The organism is Morganella psychrotolerans (assembly GCF_965118875.1).
Classification (GTDB): domain Bacteria; phylum Pseudomonadota; class Gammaproteobacteria; order Enterobacterales; family Enterobacteriaceae; genus Morganella; species Morganella psychrotolerans_C.
The window spans coordinates 112,690-130,167 of the sequence record NZ_CBCPJD010000011.1; the positions used below are offsets into that span (position 1 = coordinate 112,690).

General features: G+C 48.2%; 13 protein-coding genes. 3 read left to right on the forward strand and 10 right to left on the reverse strand.

Going from position 1 to position 17,478, the window contains the following annotated elements; genetic code table 11:
- Positions 1-8: 8 nt before the first annotated feature.
- Positions 9-431 (reverse strand): TonB system transport protein ExbD, encoded by a 423-nt coding sequence (gene exbD, locus ACMHKJ_RS12615; protein ID WP_413494364.1) that lies wholly within the window; start codon positions 429-431, stop codon positions 9-11.
- Between the two features lie 6 nt (positions 432-437).
- Positions 438-1,379, reverse strand: a complete 942-nt coding sequence (gene exbB / locus ACMHKJ_RS12620) for a tonB-system energizer ExbB (RefSeq protein ID WP_413494366.1) — start codon at positions 1,377-1,379, stop codon at positions 438-440.
- A 341-nt stretch (positions 1,380-1,720) separates the two neighbouring features.
- Between exbB and ACMHKJ_RS12625 the strand changes: the two genes are divergently transcribed.
- From ACMHKJ_RS12625 to dkgA, 3 genes are all read left to right on the forward strand, one after another.
- Entirely contained in the window at positions 1,721-2,419 is a 699-nt protein-coding gene (locus ACMHKJ_RS12625; protein ID WP_413494368.1) for a DedA family protein, read from the forward strand.
- Between the two features lie 204 nt (positions 2,420-2,623).
- Positions 2,624-3,781, forward strand: a complete 1,158-nt coding sequence (yqhD, locus tag ACMHKJ_RS12630) for an alcohol dehydrogenase (protein WP_413494370.1) — start codon at positions 2,624-2,626, stop codon at positions 3,779-3,781.
- 31 nt (positions 3,782-3,812) lie between these two features.
- Positions 3,813-4,637 carry a 2,5-didehydrogluconate reductase DkgA gene (dkgA, locus tag ACMHKJ_RS12635; RefSeq protein ID WP_413494372.1) on the forward strand — a complete coding sequence of 275 codons (825 nt, stop codon included), beginning with the start codon at positions 3,813-3,815 and terminating at the stop codon, positions 4,635-4,637.
- Positions 4,638-4,985: 348 nt separating this feature from the next.
- Here the strand turns inward: dkgA and ACMHKJ_RS12640 are convergent, their stop codons facing one another.
- From ACMHKJ_RS12640 to ileS, 8 genes are all read right to left on the reverse strand, one after another.
- Positions 4,986-6,326, reverse strand: a complete 1,341-nt coding sequence (locus ACMHKJ_RS12640; RefSeq protein ID WP_413494374.1) for a YadA C-terminal domain-containing protein — start codon at positions 6,324-6,326, stop codon at positions 4,986-4,988.
- Positions 6,327-6,530: 204 nt separating this feature from the next.
- Positions 6,531-9,758 carry a carbamoyl-phosphate synthase large subunit gene (carB, locus tag ACMHKJ_RS12645; RefSeq protein ID WP_413494376.1) on the reverse strand — a complete coding sequence of 1,076 codons (3,228 nt, stop codon included), beginning with the start codon at positions 9,756-9,758 and terminating at the stop codon, positions 6,531-6,533.
- Positions 9,759-9,773: 15 nt separating this feature from the next.
- Entirely contained in the window at positions 9,774-10,913 is a 1,140-nt protein-coding gene (carA, locus tag ACMHKJ_RS12650) for a glutamine-hydrolyzing carbamoyl-phosphate synthase small subunit (RefSeq protein WP_413494378.1), read from the reverse strand.
- A gap of 430 nt (positions 10,914-11,343) precedes the next feature.
- Positions 11,344-12,159 carry a 4-hydroxy-tetrahydrodipicolinate reductase gene (dapB, locus tag ACMHKJ_RS12655; RefSeq protein ID WP_413494381.1) on the reverse strand — a complete coding sequence of 272 codons (816 nt, stop codon included), beginning with the start codon at positions 12,157-12,159 and terminating at the stop codon, positions 11,344-11,346.
- 305 nt (positions 12,160-12,464) lie between these two features.
- The gene (gene ispH / locus ACMHKJ_RS12660; protein ID WP_413494383.1) at positions 12,465-13,415 is read right to left on the reverse strand and encodes a 4-hydroxy-3-methylbut-2-enyl diphosphate reductase; all 951 of its coding nucleotides are present in this window, start codon (positions 13,413-13,415) and stop codon (positions 12,465-12,467) included.
- A gap of 208 nt (positions 13,416-13,623) precedes the next feature.
- On the reverse strand, positions 13,624-14,055 hold the full coding sequence (fkpB, locus tag ACMHKJ_RS12665; protein WP_413494506.1) for an FKBP-type peptidyl-prolyl cis-trans isomerase: 432 nt from the start codon (positions 14,053-14,055) through the stop codon (positions 13,624-13,626).
- A 58-nt stretch (positions 14,056-14,113) separates the two neighbouring features.
- Positions 14,114-14,650 carry a signal peptidase II gene (lspA, locus tag ACMHKJ_RS12670; RefSeq protein WP_413494385.1) on the reverse strand — a complete coding sequence of 179 codons (537 nt, stop codon included), beginning with the start codon at positions 14,648-14,650 and terminating at the stop codon, positions 14,114-14,116.
- A gap of 3 nt (positions 14,651-14,653) precedes the next feature.
- On the reverse strand, positions 14,654-17,467 hold the full coding sequence (gene ileS / locus ACMHKJ_RS12675) for an isoleucine--tRNA ligase (protein WP_413494386.1): 2,814 nt from the start codon (positions 17,465-17,467) through the stop codon (positions 14,654-14,656).
- Positions 17,468-17,478 lie beyond the last annotated feature (11 nt).

Here is a 17,478-nt window from a genome sequence, read left to right on the forward strand (position 1 = left end):
AGTCTGCGTTATTTATCCACAGACTCCATACCGACTAATCCGACTTTCAGATACCCCGCTTTACGTAAGGCATCCATAATGCCCATCAGGGTTTCATAATCCACGGTTTTATCCGCCTGAAAGAAAATCGTCGTTTCTTTGTTCGATTCTGTGGTCTGATCCAGAATCTGAGCCAGTGTCTCTTTTGTGACTTCCTGCTCACCAACCAGCAACTGACTATCGGCTTTCACCGTCAGGAATACCGGCTTTTCCGGACGCGGCTGCGGTTTTGCCGTTGATGCAGGCAGATTCACTTTGATATCAACTGTTGCCAGCGGAGCCGCTACCATGAAGATGATCAACAGAACTAACATCACATCAATGAATGGTGTGACGTTAATTTCATGCAATTCGCCGCTGTCATCCAGGTCTTCGTTAAGACGCATTGCCATCAGTCATTACCTTGCTTTGCTGTCAGCCAGATCCAGGTCACGACCCAGCCATAAAATTGTGTGAGCCGCAGTGTCACCCAGGTCGCCACGGAAAGACGAGATCATACGGGCAAAAATGTTATAAATAACCACCGCAGGAATTGCCGCAACCAGACCTAATGCCGTAGCCAGCAGTGCCTCTGCAATACCCGGGGCAACAACTGCCAGGTTTGTGGTCTGAGAGTGCGCGATACCGATAAAGCTGTTCATGATCCCCCAGACGGTTCCGAACAGACCCACGAACGGCGAGATTGCACCAATGGTGGCCAGATAACCATTGCCCCGGCCCATGTGGCGGACAACCGCGGCGACAATGCGCTCCTGACGGAAAATGACGCGATCTTTGGTACCGGCAGGATCATGGCTTTTTTCGGACAGTGTACGTTCTGTCACCGCATCCTTCACCAGCATCCCGGTAATACTGTATTTCCCGAAGGTTTCAGCAATTTCAGCGGCTTCATCCAGAGAGCGGGCACCTCTCAGTGCCTCAGCCTCACGGCAGATCCGGCGGCGGGATGTGATAAGGTTATACCCTTTGGAAAAGAAAAGTGCCCAGGTAATTATTGATGCAATAATAAGGCCGATCATTACCGTTTTAACGATAACGTCTGCTCCCTGGTACATTGAAATAACGGACAGTTCAGCGGCAAAACCCCGGTTATTGTCTGACGGAGCTTCTGTCAGGGTGCCGGTGGTGTCCGGTACAGAAACGTCTGTAACCGTACCTGATGCGGCCGGTTGCTCAACCGCAGCGCCTGTGGTATTACCGGTGGCAGATGTCTGAGCAGACTGTCCGACAGTGGTGGCCGGGCTGTTTGCTGTTGTGGCTGGTGGTGTGGCAGTATTATCCGCGAATGCACTGCCGGTTAAACTTAACGCCAATAGAACAGAAACGGTCAGATTACGCATCAGTTGGTCTTCAACTCTCTTTTGTTATGAACTATTTTTAAGCAAAAAATAAAATATGTTATTCATCGCTACCCAAAAAACGAAACCCGCTGATCATACCAAATCTTGAGCGATTTGATAGTAATTATCATTACCGTTTACCAAAAAAAAACCATTTACCGTTAAAATTACACACGGAAAGCTAAGTGTTTACATCAGTCCGCTGACGAAACGGTCTGGTTTTCGTGCTCTTTATACCGTCAGTGAATCAGAATAAAAACCCGATCAAATCAAACGACTGTTCTTTTTTTGCGATACACTATCTGTATTATTGTTCCGGATCTCGTTTTACAGGAAACCTCATGCATAGTTTATCCGAGATTGTGAGCGCGCTCTGGTCGCACGATTTCGCAGCCCTCTCAAACCCCGATGTTATCTGGCTGATTTATGCCATTCTCTTCACTGTGATTGTTCTGGAGAATGGCGTGTTGCCTACCGCCTTTTTACCCGGTGATACCCTGCTGATATTATCCGGGGCGCTGATAGCCAAAGGTGTGATGGACTTTTTACCGACACTGGCGATTCTGACCGCCGCCGCCGGTCTGGGCAGTTGGCTCGGGTTTGTACAGGGGCGCTGGCTGAGTGACACTAAAACCGTCAGGCGCTGGATGGCACAGATCCCGAAAAATTATCACCAGAAAGCAGAGATCTTATTTAACCGCCACGGATTATACGCCCTGCTGATTGGTCGTTTTCTCGGTTTTGTCCGCACACTGCTGCCGTTGCTGGCCGGGTTATCCACCCTGCCGAACCGCCGGTTCCAGTTTTTTAACTGGATCAGCGGATTTCTCTGGGTAGCCATCATTACAACGTTTGGTTATGTGCTCAATCAGATCCCGTTTGTAAAAGCTCATGAACAACTGGTAATGACCGCACTGCTGCTGATCCCGGTTTTTTTCCTGATTGTCGGTATTCTTGCCTCTGTGTATCTGTTCATCCGGCATTACCGCAGACGCCGCGCGTTGCTTAACCGCCGCCACCGGCGCGCGCACAAAAAATGATCTGAAAGCTCCTGCGGGAGCTTTTTTGTCTGCCTGCCCGCTGAGATTTACAGCGTATATTAAGATTCATCATCACACCTGTGCTGAATTACACTACACTTATACCCTTATTCATTCAAACTGCAGGTTCGTTGGCTGCATCTTGAATAACGTTGGATATAGTGGTTATCCGCCCCATTTTTCCCAATCATTAACGGAGAAATAATGAACAATTTCACACTTTATACCCCGACTAAAATTCGCTTCGGCAAAGGCCAAATCGCCAAACTCAGCAGTGAAATTCCGAAAGATGCAAAAGTGCTGATGCTGTACGGTGGCGGCAGTATCAAGCGTAACGGTGTTTATGAGCAGGTTATGACGGCGCTGGATGGTTACGATATTCATGAGTTCTCCGGGATTGAACCGAATCCCGCTTACGAGACACTGATAAAAGCTGTCGCGTATATCCGTGAAAATGGCATTAATTATCTGCTCGCGGTCGGCGGCGGCTCGGTCATTGACGGCACAAAATTTATTGCCGCAGCCGTGGATTATACAGGCGACCCGTGGAAAATCGTTACAAACGGCGGGCAGGATATCCGCAGCGCACTGCCGATTTCCTGTGTTCTGACACTACCGGCAACCGGCTCTGAAACTAACTGTTTTTCTGTGGTCAGCCGCCGGGAAACAGGGGATAAACAATCATTCGGCAATCCGCTGGTACATCCGAAATGCGCAATACTGGATCCGCAAACCACCTTTACACTACCGCCGCGCCAGACGGCAAACGGCGTGGTTGATGCGTTTATTCACACCCTGGAGCAGTATCTGACCTACCCGGTTAATGCGAAAATCCAGGATCGTTTTGCCGAAGGTATTTTGCTGACCCTTATAGAAGAAGGTCCGAAAGTGCTGGCAAATCCGGATGATTATGACAGCCGTGCCAATGTGATGTGGGCAGCGACCCAGGCACTGAGCGGACTCATCGGTGCCGGTGTACCACAGGATTGGGCAACCCATGCGCTGGGACATGAAATTACCGCACTCCACGGGCTGGATCATGCACAAACACTCGCGATTGTTTTACCGGCGCTGCTGCATGAAAAACGCAAAACCAAACGGGAAAAATTACTACAGTATGCAGAGCGTATCTGGCATCTGACTGATGGTTCAGAAGAGAGCCGGATTGAGTGTGCGATTGAAGCTACCCGCGTCTTTTTTGAAGAAATGGGGGTGAAAACCCGTTTTTCAGATTATCAGATAGATGACAGCAAGATCCCGCAATTAGTGGCAAAGCTTATAGAACACGGACAGACTGCATTAGGTGAGCAGCAGGATATTACTCCGCAGGTCAGTGAACGGATCTACCGCGCTGCTGTCTGAAACATCTTTAACTTTTATTACCGGAGGTAACATGAATAAACCCGCACTAATTACCTTATCCGATGGTCATTTAATGCCGCAACTGGGATTAGGTGTCTGGAAAGCCGGTAACGATGAGGTGGGCGTTGCTGTCAGCACCGCACTGGAAACCGGCTACCGCCTGATTGATACCGCTGCGATTTATCAGAATGAAGAAGGTGTCGGTGACGCGCTGAAATCCACAACGGTTCCCCGTGATGAGCTGTTTATCACCACAAAATTATGGAACAGTGACCAACAGCACGCCCGCAAAGCACTTGAAGAAAGCCTGAAAAAATTACAGCTCGATTATGTGGATCTCTATCTTATCCACTGGCCCGCTCCGGCTACCGATCACTATGTCAGTGCATGGGAGCAACTGATTGAGCTGCAAAAATCCGGACTGACCCGCAGTATCGGCGTGTGTAACTTTGATGTCGGTCATCTGCAACGCATTATCCATAAAACCGGCGTGAAACCTGTGCTTAATCAGATTGAGCTTCATCCGCTTTTACAGCAGCGTGAATTGCAGGCATGGAATGCGACTCACTCTATCCATACGGAGTCCTGGAGCCCGCTGGCACAAGGTGGTGAAGGTGTATTCGATACAGAGATAATTCAGTCACTCGCCGCAAAATACCAGAAAACACCGGCACAGATAGTGATCCGCTGGCATTTGGATCGCGGATTGATTGTTATCCCGAAATCAGTCACCCCGATGCGAATTCAGGAAAATTTTAATGTCTTTGATTTCCGGCTTGAGAAAGAAGAACTTGCTCTTGTTCAGCAACTCGATACCGGGACGCGCTTAGGACCGGAACCAAAAGAATTTAATTAATTACATTATTAATTATAATTTAAAAGTTATCGATATTATTTTTATCGATGACTTTTTTATTTTTCATTATAACATCAGACATTTATTTACCCGATAAAAAAAGGGAAATATATCAATAATTGATATGCTTCCCAAAGCATGGCAAATATAGCAGGAACAATTATTTCAAATGCAGTAAGACCTGTCATTTTTATAAAGTATTACCTGCCTATTAAAAAACAACCCAAAAAACCAATTTGAAAGGAGGAGTATATATATCCAACGTCATTCAGGATGCAGCCAACGAACCTGCAGTTTGAATGAATAAGGGTATAAAGAACATGACTATTCAGTCACCATCACACAGCATTACCACTCAAGGTTAACCGCCATGTTGTACATCACATCGTTTGAACCGGTGTATGAAACACCCGTTTTCATCGCGATGTTCTCGTTGAACCGGTACCCGGTTCCCACAGCTACTGCCTGGGTGGAGTTGTATCCTCCCATCGCTGCCGTGATATTCAGTTTTCCTATACCGTATGGCTGGAATAAACCATTCAGTGCCGCATTGGCAGCTAAGCCATTATCAAGACGCTCATTAGTTTCCCGCAGATCGTTTTCCAGACCGCGTAAATCCTGTCGGTTTTTCAGCATATCGAGGGCGTTTTTCTCGATTTTCACTGTCTGTTGATCAATATCTTTTCTGTTCCCGGTGGCAACATTATTGGTTACATTGGCTTTTTTAGATGCATTACTCACTCGGGTATTCAGTGCATCAACGTCTGCTTCCAGGTGGGTTGTTGCATCCATAATTACGCCTGTAACCACTTTTGCTGATTCAATAAATGCCTTATTCTGATCAATATCCGTTTTATGTTTTTCAAGCTGAGTACTATTTTTTCCGATACTGGCTTCATTAGCATCTGCTCCATAATTTGCTTTAATAGCCATTCCCTCATTAAATTCTACTTTATATTTCAATGAATTGATGTTTTTTTCCAGCGCAGTTGACGTAGCAGCCAACTCCTGTGTGATAACGTTTACTGATTCGGTATTTTCTTTTTCATCCTGCAAAAGTAACCGATTTTGATATACCAAACCTTTCAAATCATTAATATGATAGTCAGTATATTTGCCATGTGCTTCAGATGCTTTGCCAATTTCATCTTTAATCATGCCGGGAATGGTGCTGATGAGTTCATTATTATGCAGTGATTTGCGTGTGGTAATATCCAGTTGGGTATCCAGTTGCTGTGTCTTACTTTCTAATGATTCCGTTCGCTTATTAATAGGTGATAATTGATTCCCGACCTGATCATTAACAATTCCCGGTAATACGGTATTAATATACTCAGGAACAATTTTTCCCTTCACATCTGCTATAACGGTATTGACCTGCTGACTGGTTTTATCTGCTAATTTACGCACAGAGGCTATTTTTCCATCCAGTTTGGTTGCTTCACCGGCAGCTTCTTTTTTAACATCTTCTAAGTATTCGTAATTCTCTCTGATATCTTGCCTGACAGACCGACTTATCTGCAGTAATTCAGAAACACCGGCAGCACGGTCGCCATCTATTTTTTTCTCTGCAAATTCAACGGTACTTTCAGAAAACAGAGGGGGAATATTAACTATTGTATATTTTTTGACATCTGCTGCATGGACAAAAAAAGGGGCCATAATTAACGCTAATAAACTTTTTTTCATGTAATTATCCTGATAGTGAGAGGAATAAATTTTAATAGAATATATCCCTATTTATAACAAATAAAAATAAACAGAATATAAACATAAAAAAAAGCAAAATAGATAATTAACAGACTAATTTATAATTAATATAATAGAATTTAATTATAAGCATATAAAGTAAGAAACCCGCCGGTGGCGGGTTTCTTACTTTACTTAATCACTTTATTTATTTTTAATTTGGCGGTGCATTTCCTGTACTGAAATAACCCTGTCTGTCGGATCCATATTCAGTGACAGTGTTGTGGCAAAACCGCCGTTCATCGTGGTGTCATAATGCACTTTGTATCGCAGAGCACTGCGGCGGATAACTTTAGAGTCCTCAATCGCCTGACGACCCTCAGTTGTATTCACAATATAATCGTATTCGCCGTTTTTAATTCTGTCCTGAATATGCGGGCGTCCTTCATGTACTTTGTTAACCAGGCGCGGATTAATCCCGGCTTCGCCCAGCACAATTGCCGTACCGTGAGTTGCATCCAGTTCAAAGCCCTGTTTCAGCAGCTTAGCTGCAAGATCCACCACGCGGGCTTTATCCCCTTCGCGGACAGAAAGCAGCGCACGGCCTTTCTTTTTCATAGATGAGGAACTGCCAAGCATTGCTTTAGCAAAGGCCTCCGCAAAGGTACGCCCCACGCCCATCACTTCCCCGGTAGAGCGCATTTCCGGCCCTAAAATCGGGTCAACGCCCTGGAATTTATTAAACGGCAGAACCACTTCTTTGACCGAGTAATACGGCGGGATCACTTCTTTAGTTACGCCCTGCTGTGCCAGCGTTTGTCCTGCCATTACACGCGCTGCCACTTTTGCCAGCGGCACACCGGTCGCTTTTGAGACAAACGGGACAGTACGCGCCGCACGCGGGTTTACTTCTATCAGGTAGACTTCGTTATCTTTTACTGCAAACTGGGTATTCATCAGCCCACGCACACGCAGTTCCATCGCCAGTTTTCTAACCTGATCACGCATCACATCCTGAATCTCCTGACTCAGTGTGTAAGCCGGTAAAGAACAAGCAGAATCACCTGAGTGAACACCCGCCTGCTCGATGTGCTCCATAATGCCGCCAATCAGTACCTGTTCGCCGTCACAGATAGCATCCACATCCACTTCAATCGCATCATCAAGGAAGCGGTCAAGCAGCACCGGCGCATCATTTGACACACTCACCGCGTTCTGGAAATAGCGGCGCAGGTCGGTTTCGTCATAAACGATTTCCATCGCCCGCCCGCCCAGTACATAGGAAGGACGCACCACCAGCGGATAACCAATCTCTTTTGCTCGTTCAACTGCCTGCTCAATATTGGAGACAGTCGCATTCGCCGGTTGCTTGAGTCCTAAGCGAACCACCGCCTGCTGAAAACGCTCACGATCTTCAGCGCGGTCAATCGCATCCGGACTTGTGCCGATAACCGGCACACCTGCCGCTTCAAGGCTGCGCGCCAGTTTCAGCGGCGTTTGTCCGCCGTACTGAACAATCACACCGGCAGGTTTTTCAACCCGCACAATTTCCAGCACATCTTCCAGGGTTACCGGCTCAAAATAGAGACGGTCGGAGGTGTCATAGTCCGTGGAAACCGTTTCCGGGTTACAGTTCACCATGATGGTTTCATAGCCGTCTTCGCGCAGTGCCATCGCGGCGTGAACACAACAGTAGTCAAATTCAATTCCCTGGCCGATCCGGTTAGGTCCGCCGCCGAGGATCATGATTTTTGGCTTATCATCATTCGGCTGCGCTTCGCACTCGTCTTCATAAGTAGAGTAAAGATAGGCCGTATCTGTCGCAAACTCTGCCGCGCAGGTATCCACCCGCTTATACACCGGCCAGAGCTGATAGCTGTCACGCAGTTTGCGGATCTCGGTTTCCGCAACACCCACCAGCATTGCCAGACGGGCATCGGCAAACCCTTTGCGTTTCAGGTGACGCAAGAATTCCTGCGTCAGCCCGTTAACACCCACTTCAGCCACCTGCTCTTCCAGGCGAACCAATTCTTCGATTTGTACCAGGAACCAGCGGTCAATATTTGTCAGATTAAAAACGCCATCGACAGACAGCCCGGCACGGAAGGCATCCGCGATATACCAGATGCGCTCAGCGCCCGCTTCTTTCAGTTCGCGGCGGATTTTTGTCAGTGCATCCGGCTCATCCAGATTAACTTTCGGGTCAAACCCGGCAGCGCCGACTTCCAGACCGCGCAGGGCTTTTTGCAGCGATTCCTGAAACGTGCGTCCGATTGCCATCACTTCACCGACAGATTTCATCTGGGTGGTAAGACGGTCATTGGTACCGGCAAATTTCTCAAAGTTAAAACGCGGGATTTTTGTCACAACATAGTCGATGGACGGCTCAAATGATGCCGGTGTCAGCCCGCCGGTGATGTCATTTGATAATTCATCGAGTGTATAACCGACCGCCAATTTTGCCGCAATTTTTGCAATCGGGAAACCGGTCGCTTTTGATGCCAGTGCGGAAGAGCGGGAAACACGCGGGTTCATCTCGATAACTATTAAACGTCCGTTTTTCGGGTTTACCGAAAACTGAACATTTGAGCCGCCGGTTTCGACGCCAATCTCACGCAGTACCGCCATAGAGGCATCGCGCATGATTTGATATTCTTTGTCTGTCAGAGTCTGCGCCGGTGCCACTGTGATGGAGTCGCCGGTATGAATACCCATCGCATCAAAATTTTCAATGGCACAGACGATGATGCAGTTATCGTTTTTATCGCGCACCACTTCCATTTCATACTCTTTCCAGCCAATCAGTGATTCATCAATCAGCAATTCATTGGTAGGAGAGAGATCCAGTCCGCGCGTACAGATTTCTTCAAATTCTTCGCGGTTGTAAGCAATACCGCCGCCGGTGCCACCCATCGTAAATGACGGGCGGATAATGCACGGGAAACCGACTTCATCAGTCACCGCGAACGCTTCTTCCATCGTGTGTGCGATACCGGAGCGTGCAGTATCCAGTCCGATTTTTTTCATTGCGATGTCAAAACGGCGGCGATCTTCTGCTTTATCAATCGCATCCGCGGTGGCACCAATCATTTCGACGCCAAACTCTGCCAGCACACCATGACGCTCCAGTTCCAGCGCACAATTCAGTGCCGTCTGTCCGCCCATGGTCGGCAGCACCGCATCAGGGCGCTCTTTCTCGATGATTTTGCGCACGACTTCCCAGTGGATAGGCTCGATATATGTCGCGTCCGCCATTTCAGGGTCGGTCATAATGGTTGCCGGATTGGAGTTCACCAGCACAACACGGTAGCCTTCTTCGCGCAGCGCTTTACACGCCTGCGCGCCGGAGTAGTCAAATTCACACGCCTGGCCGATAACAATCGGACCGGCGCCTAAAATCAGGATGCTTTTAATATCAGTACGTTTTGCCATTTTTTCTGCTCCTGATTAGTGACGGGCGTTTTTCATCAACTCAATAAAGTGGTCGAACAGCGGTGCGGCATCATGCGGTCCCGGGCTGGCTTCCGGATGTCCCTGGAAGCTGAATGCCGGTTTATCATTGCGGTGAATGCCCTGCAATGTGCCGTCAAACAGTGATTTATGTGTCACACGCAGCGTATCCGGCAATGTTGCTTCATCTACCGCAAAACCGTGGTTTTGCGCGGTGATCATCACCACACTCTTTTCAAGATCTTTGACCGGATGGTTGCCGCCGTGGTGACCAAATTTCATTTTGATGGTTTTTGCACCACTGGCGAGCGCCAGCAACTGGTGTCCCAGACAGATACCGAACAACGGAATATCGGTTTTCAGGAAGCTGCGGATAGCGTCAATAGCATAGTCACACGGCGCCGGGTCGCCCGGTCCGTTGGAGAGGAAAATACCGTCAGGTGCCATTTTCAGCACCTCTTCTGCCGGAGTCTGTGCAGGTACAACGGTCAGATGGCAACCTCTGTCCACCAGCATCCGCAGAATATTGCGTTTGGCACCGAAATCGTATGCCACCACATGAAACGGCAGTTCATCTGTGTTTTTATCCGCAGGCAGACCACCTTCCAGTGTCCATGAGCCCTGAGTCCAGGTGTACGGCTGGCGGGTAGTAACTTCTTTCGCCAAATCCAGTCCGTTCAGACCGCTGAAACTCTGTGCATTTGCCAGTGCCAGTGCGGCGTCTGGTTGTTCTCCGGCAATAATACAGCCGTTCTGTGCGCCTTTTTCACGCAATAAACGGGTCAGTTTGCGGGTGTCGATATCAGCAATGGCCACCACATTGTGGCGTTTCAGGTAATCAGACAGGTTCTCTTCACTGCGGAAATTACTGGTGATCAGCGGCAGGTCACGGATAACCAGACCTTGAGCATAAACACCTGAGGATTCTTCATCAGCACTGTTAGTGCCGGTATTGCCGATATGGGGATAAGTGAGAGTGACTATCTGGCGGGAATAAGAGGGGTCGGTAAGAATTTCCTGGTACCCCGTCATCGAGGTATTAAAAACAACTTCGCCGGTGACGGCTCCCTCAGCGCCGATAGCGCGCCCGTGAAATGTGGTTCCGTCTTGCAGAACCAGGATCGCTGACTTAAACAAAACACCCTCCGGAAGAATAATAAATCATATTTAATGCATATTAATTCATAATCGGGCTATAAAGCAATGCCGGAATGAACTTTTAATCAAATTTCGGCAAATTGGGCGCATTCTAAAGATCCAATGGGCAGTTGTCCAGAAAAAAATGTTTTTTTATCGACTTTTAATCATCATGACAAAAAAATCAGCAATGATGACAATAATATTATCTTATCAGAGGGTTTAAGGTGAATTTTGTATGACATTAATGAAAAAACTAAAGAAAGGAAGAAAAAACATAAAAAAGGGCATCAGCAGGTATAAAAAAAAGACAATAACATGACATATCTTATAAAAATAAACACCTTACTTTAAAAATAAACAAAAAATCAATATCAGCAATTTTCATAATTTAATTGCTGATATATCAATAAAATAAAAATAAAACTAATTATAAATCATCAAGATTAAGCACGTCCTTCATATTAAATAACCCTGATTTTTTATCACTTAACCAAACAGATGCCCTCACTGCACCATTTGCAAAGGTCATCCGGCTGGATGCCTTGTGACTAATCTCTACACGCTCACCAATATCTGCGAACATCGCGGTATGCTCACCCACGATATCGCCGGCACGGACAGTTGCAAAACCAATACTGTGACGCTCGCGCTCCCCGGTATAGCCTTCACGGCAATATACCGCGCAATCTTTCAGATCACGCCCCAGTGCACCGGCAATTGATTCACCCATCGCAAGTGCTGTGCCGGATGGCGCATCCACTTTATGACGATGATGTGCTTCAATAATTTCGATATCGGTATAGTCACCCATCACTTTGGCTGCTTTTTCTAACAGTTTCAGGACTAAATTGACACCAACACTGAAGTTTGCTGCAAAAACGACAGGGATCTGCTCTGCTGCCTGCACAATAGCTGCTTTTCCTGCATCATCAAAACCGGTGGTACCGATAATCATGCCTTTGCCGTGTGCCGTACAGAATGCCAGATGTGCCAGAGTACCTTCCGGACGAGTGAAATCGATAAGGACATCAAAGTTATCTTTCTGACTGTTCAGGTCACTGCTCAGCGTGATCCCGTTATGTCCAATCCCCGCAAGTTCACCGGCATCAGTCCCGGTAAGCGATGATCCTTCGCGCTCAAATGCCGCCCCCAACACCACATCATTACTCTGTGCAATCGCCTGAATTAACTGCCGTCCCATGCGGCCTCCGGCACCGACAACCGCGACCCGTAACTTACTCATGTTGTTATCCTCAATTGTTTTATACCCTTATTCATTCAAACCACAGGTTTGTTGGCTGCGCTCAGCTAGCCGGGTCACATACTAATGTATGCTCTCCGTCTATCTTCCCTTGCCGCCTCCCTGCAACTTGAATGACGTTGGGTATGTATATCTGTATACCGGCAGATTAGCGGGTGTCTGTGATGATTACCAGTTACCTGCTGTTATCATCAGAAAATCACAATATTGCCCGCGGATTATCAGTAAAACTGTATTTCCCCGGCTTCAGGCAAAAAAAAGCAGAACCTGCGTTCTGCTTAGTCGTATCAGACTTCTTTAATATCTACCCGCAGCTCTTTCGGTACCTCGAAGATAACGTTTTCTTCGCGGCCTTCCAGTTGCCGCACATCATCTGCGCCCAGTTCCTGTAAACGGCGTATCACCTGCTGTACCAGGACATCCGGCGCGGAAGCACCGGCAGTCAGCCCGATAGTGTCCACACCCTTCAGCCAGTCAGGTGAGATATCATCTGCGGAATCAATCAGATAAGATGGTTTCCCGACCCTTTCAGCCAGTTCGGCAAGGCGGTTGGAGTTTGACGAATTTTTTGATCCCACCACCAGCACCAGATCGGCTTTTCCGGCCAGATCCCGCACCGCTTCCTGGCGGTTAGTGGTTGCATAGCAGATATCATCTTTGCGCGGTCCGATAATCTTCGGAAAACGGGCATTCAGGGCATCAATCACTTCAGATGTATCATCAACGGACAATGTGGTTTGCGTCATAAAGCTGAGATTTTCCTCATCTTTGACCTGCAATTTCCACACGTCTTCCGGGGACTCCACCAGATACATGCCGCCTTCCGGGTTACTGTACTGTCCCATTGTTCCTTCCACTTCCGGGTGTCCGGCGTGCCCGATAAGGATCGCTTCTTTGCCTTTACGGCTGGCGCGGGCAACTTCCATATGAACTTTCGTTACCAGCGGACAGGTGGCATCAAACAGCATAGTGAGGTTGCGGGAGCGGGCTTCCTGGCGGATCGCCTGCGACACACCGTGTGCGGAGAAAATAAGGATAGCGCCGTCCGGCACTTCCGCGATTTCTTCAATAAAAATCGCCCCGCGTTCACGCAAATCATTCACCACATAGCGGTTGTGCACGACTTCATGTCGGACATAAATAGGTGCGCCATACAGTTCAAGTGCCCTGTCCACAATACTGATAGCACGGTCAACCCCCGCACAAAAACCCCGTGGGTTTGCCAGTAAAATACGCACGTTCAGCCTCCGGAACATCACCCTGACGGGTAATAAAACAAAAAATCAACATTTACGCAATACTATACCAGAGCGGCTACTCTGACCGTAATGCTAATTATTGCTCTGTGAATTATTGCTATACCCAACGTCATGCAGGATGCAGGCAGGCGGCTATCTGAGTGCGGCCAACGAACCAGCAGTTTGAATGAATAAGGGTATATACGAATTATGCAGTGACTTCACGGACAATTATATCAAACGTGATGTCCTGACCGGAGAGAGGATGATTAAAATCCACTTCAACAGACTCATCCGAGACAGATTTGACAAGTCCCGGCATTTCGCTGCCATTCATCGCACTAAACAGCATGATTGTCCCAGTTTCAGGTAAGCCTGTCTCTGTAAAATCAGACGGAGAAAAAAATTGAATAAGCTCCGGACTTGGTTTGCCAAAAATAGTCTCACCGGGCAATGTGAAGGTTTTTTTATCTCCGGCGGATAACCCTGACAGCTCCAGCTCCAATTCCGGTGACAAACTACCGTCACCCAGACGGAACAGTGCCGGCTTTCCCTGTACTTCTGTGGAGTCTGCAACGGAACCATCCGCCAGTTTTAAGGTGAAATCCAGTAATACGCTGTGATGTTTTTCTGCCTGCATCATTATTGCTCTTTATGTCGTATAAAAAATATCCGCCGGAAGGCGGATATTTTCTTAATCAATCAGATGATGGGGTTTTACTTTCCGGCTTGTCTTCCGGTTCAGCACGCTTCTTACTATCCGGAATAAAGCTTTCGATGATAATCAGCCCCGCCCCGATGATAATCCAGGAGTCCGCCAGGTTGAATGTCGGCCAGTGCCAGTCACCGACATAAAAGTCGATGTAATCCACCACAAAACCGTGCATCAGACGATCGAGTAAATTACCAATCGCCCCGCCGATAATCAGTGCGTAGGCAATATTGCTGATTTTATTGCGTGCACTCGTGCGGTACATCATCACTAACAGGGTGACGGAAATACCGATTGCCACGACTGTGAAGAACCAGCGCTGCCACCCGCCCTGTGAGGCGAGGAAGCTGAATGCGGCACCATAATTCCGTACATAGGTCAGATTAAAGTACGGGATCAGCGGTGAGGATTCATGCAGCCCGAAATTCGATAATACGAGCTGCTTCGAGATGATATCCAGCACCAGAACCAATACAGAGAGCCATAGCCAGCGCAATCCGGTCGAACACAGTGTTTTTTTCATTTATCAGGCAAACTTACGTTCTTCACCGTTTCCGGCTACGTTAGTGACACAGCGACCGCACAGTTCCGGATGTGCACTGTCCTGACCAATATCAGATGCATAATGCCAGCAGCGCGGACATTTACTGCCTGCGGCTTTATTAAAGCCAATGCGCAGACCGTCCAGCTCACTGTTTACCGCACTTTCCGGTGCATCAGACAGTGGTTTCACATCTGCCTGAGAGGTCAGCAGCACAAAGCGCAGCTCGTTATCCAGGGTATTGAGTTTCGCAGCTAATGCATCATCTGCATACAGTGTCACCGCCGCTTCAAGTGAACCGCCGATCAGTTTGTCCGCACGCGCCTGCTCAAGCACTTTATTGACTTCACCGCGCACCGACAGCAGCGTTGCCCAGTAATCATCATTCATGCTTTCCTGTTCATTCAGACCAAACAGACCGTCATACCACTCTTCGGTAAAGACATACTGCGTACGTTTGCCCGGCATCACATTCCAGATTTCATCTGCCGTGAAGGACATAACCGGCGCCATCCAGCGCACCAGTGCCTCAACAATGTGATACAGCGCGGTCTGGCAACTGCGGCGCGCCAGTCCGTCACTTTTCGCGGTGTACTGACGGTCTTTTATGATATCCAGATAGAATGAACCCATTTCAACGGAGCAGAACTGCATCAGACGCTGAACAACTTCATGAAAATCATAAGCTTCATACGATTTAAGCATATCATTCTGAGCCGCAAGCGCACGACCCACTGCCCAGCGGTCTGCCACAATCATCTCTTCCGGTTTCACCATGTCGGTTTCCGGATTGAAACCATTAAGGTTTGCCAGCAGGAAACGCGCGGTATTACGAATACGGCGGTAAGAGTCAGCAGAGCGCTTCAGGATTTCATCTGATACCGCAATTTCACCCGAGTAATCCGTTGATGCCACCCACAGACGCAGGATATCCCCGCCCAGTTTGTTCATCACATCCTGCGGGCTTACTGTATTTCCAAGGGATTTAGACATTTTGCGTCCCTGACCATCGACAGTGAAGCCGTGAGTCAGTACTTCGCGGTAAGGCGCTTTGCCTTTCATTGCAGTAGACAGCATCAGTGAAGACATAAACCAGCCGCGATGCTGATCAGATCCTTCCAGATAGATATCCGCAGAATTGCCATGGAATTCAGGACGTACGTCAATCACAGAGGAGTGTGTTGATCCTGAGTCAAACCAGACATCCAGGGTATCAGGTACTTTTTCATAGATATCAGCGTCATCGCCCAGCAGGTCACGCGGGTCAAGATCCCACCATGCCTGGATTCCGTGCTCTTCCACGCGTTTGGCAACCGCTTCCATCAGCTCTAATGTACGCGGATGCAGTTCCTGAGTCTCTTTATGAACGAACAGAGACATTGGTGTGCCCCATGTGCGCTGACGGGAGATACACCAGTCAGGGCGGTTTTCCACCATTGCGGTAATACGCGCTTCACCCCAGCCGGGGATCCACTTCACGCCTTTGATTTCACTCAGTGACTGTGAACGCAACCCATTTATATCCATTCCGATAAACCACTGCGGAGTGGCCCGGAAGATAACCGGCGTTTTGTGACGCCAGCAGCACGGATAACTGTGAGAAATATTTTCGCTGTGCAGCAGTGCGCCTTTTTCTTTCAGCAGATCAAGGATGATGTCGTTGGCTTTCAGCACAAACACACCATCGAGTGACGGATAGGTTCCGTTCACGTAACAGCCGTTCGGACCAACCGGGTTGGCTGTTTCCAGACCGTATTTCTGACCGATAACATAGTCGTCAGGACCATGGCCGGGCGCTGTATGAACTGCCCCGGTACCCGCTTCCAGTGTTACGTGGTCGCCGAGAATTGCCGGAACATCAAAGCCCATAAACGGATGATCAAAGCGCAGCAGTTCCAGGTCGCTGCCTTTGCAGTCAGCCAATACAGTCCAGCTTGTGATACCGGCGCGTTTCATGACGCTTTCAACCAGATCGGCTGCCAGGATAACCAGTTCGTCATTAATACGGACTAACTGATAATCAAACTCCGGATTCAGTGAAATAGCGCGGTTCGCCGGTAATGTCCACGGCGTGGTGGTCCAGATAACCAGTGACAGTGGCAGACCTTCGTTTCTCACGCCGAATTTGGCACAGACAGCATCCGCATCAACCGCCGGGAAGCGCACATCAATAGATGGCGAAGTTTTGTCGTAATATTCGACTTCCGCTTCTGCCAGAGAAGAGGCACAGGACGTACACCAGTGAACCGGTTTTGCCCCTTTCACCAGATGACCATTGGCAATCACTTTTGCCAGTGCGCGGATAATATGAGCTTCGGTTTTGAAATCCATCGTCAGATACGGATGATCCCAGTCGCCCAGCACACCTAAGCGGATAAAGTCCGCTTTTTGACCTTCGATCTGCTCTTTCGCGTATTCACGACAGGCAGCACGGAACTCAGCCGGGGTGACTTTGTCGCCCGGTTTGCCGATAAGCTGTTCTACTTTATGTTCAATCGGTAAGCCATGGCAGTCCCAGCCCGGAATATACGGGGAGTCAAATCCTGACATGCCTTTGGATTTAATAATAATATCTTTGAGAATTTTATTTACTGAGTGACCAATATGAATGCTGCCGTTCGCATACGGAGGGCCGTCATGCAAAATAAAGGTTTTTTTACCTGTTTTGGCTTTACGGATCGCCTGATACAAACTGTCTTTGTACCAGCGTTTCAGCATATCAGGTTCGCGCTTTGCTAAGTCCCCGCGCATCGGGAATCCTGTTTCCGGAAGATTCAGGGTATTTTTATAGTCACTCATCAGTTTCTCAG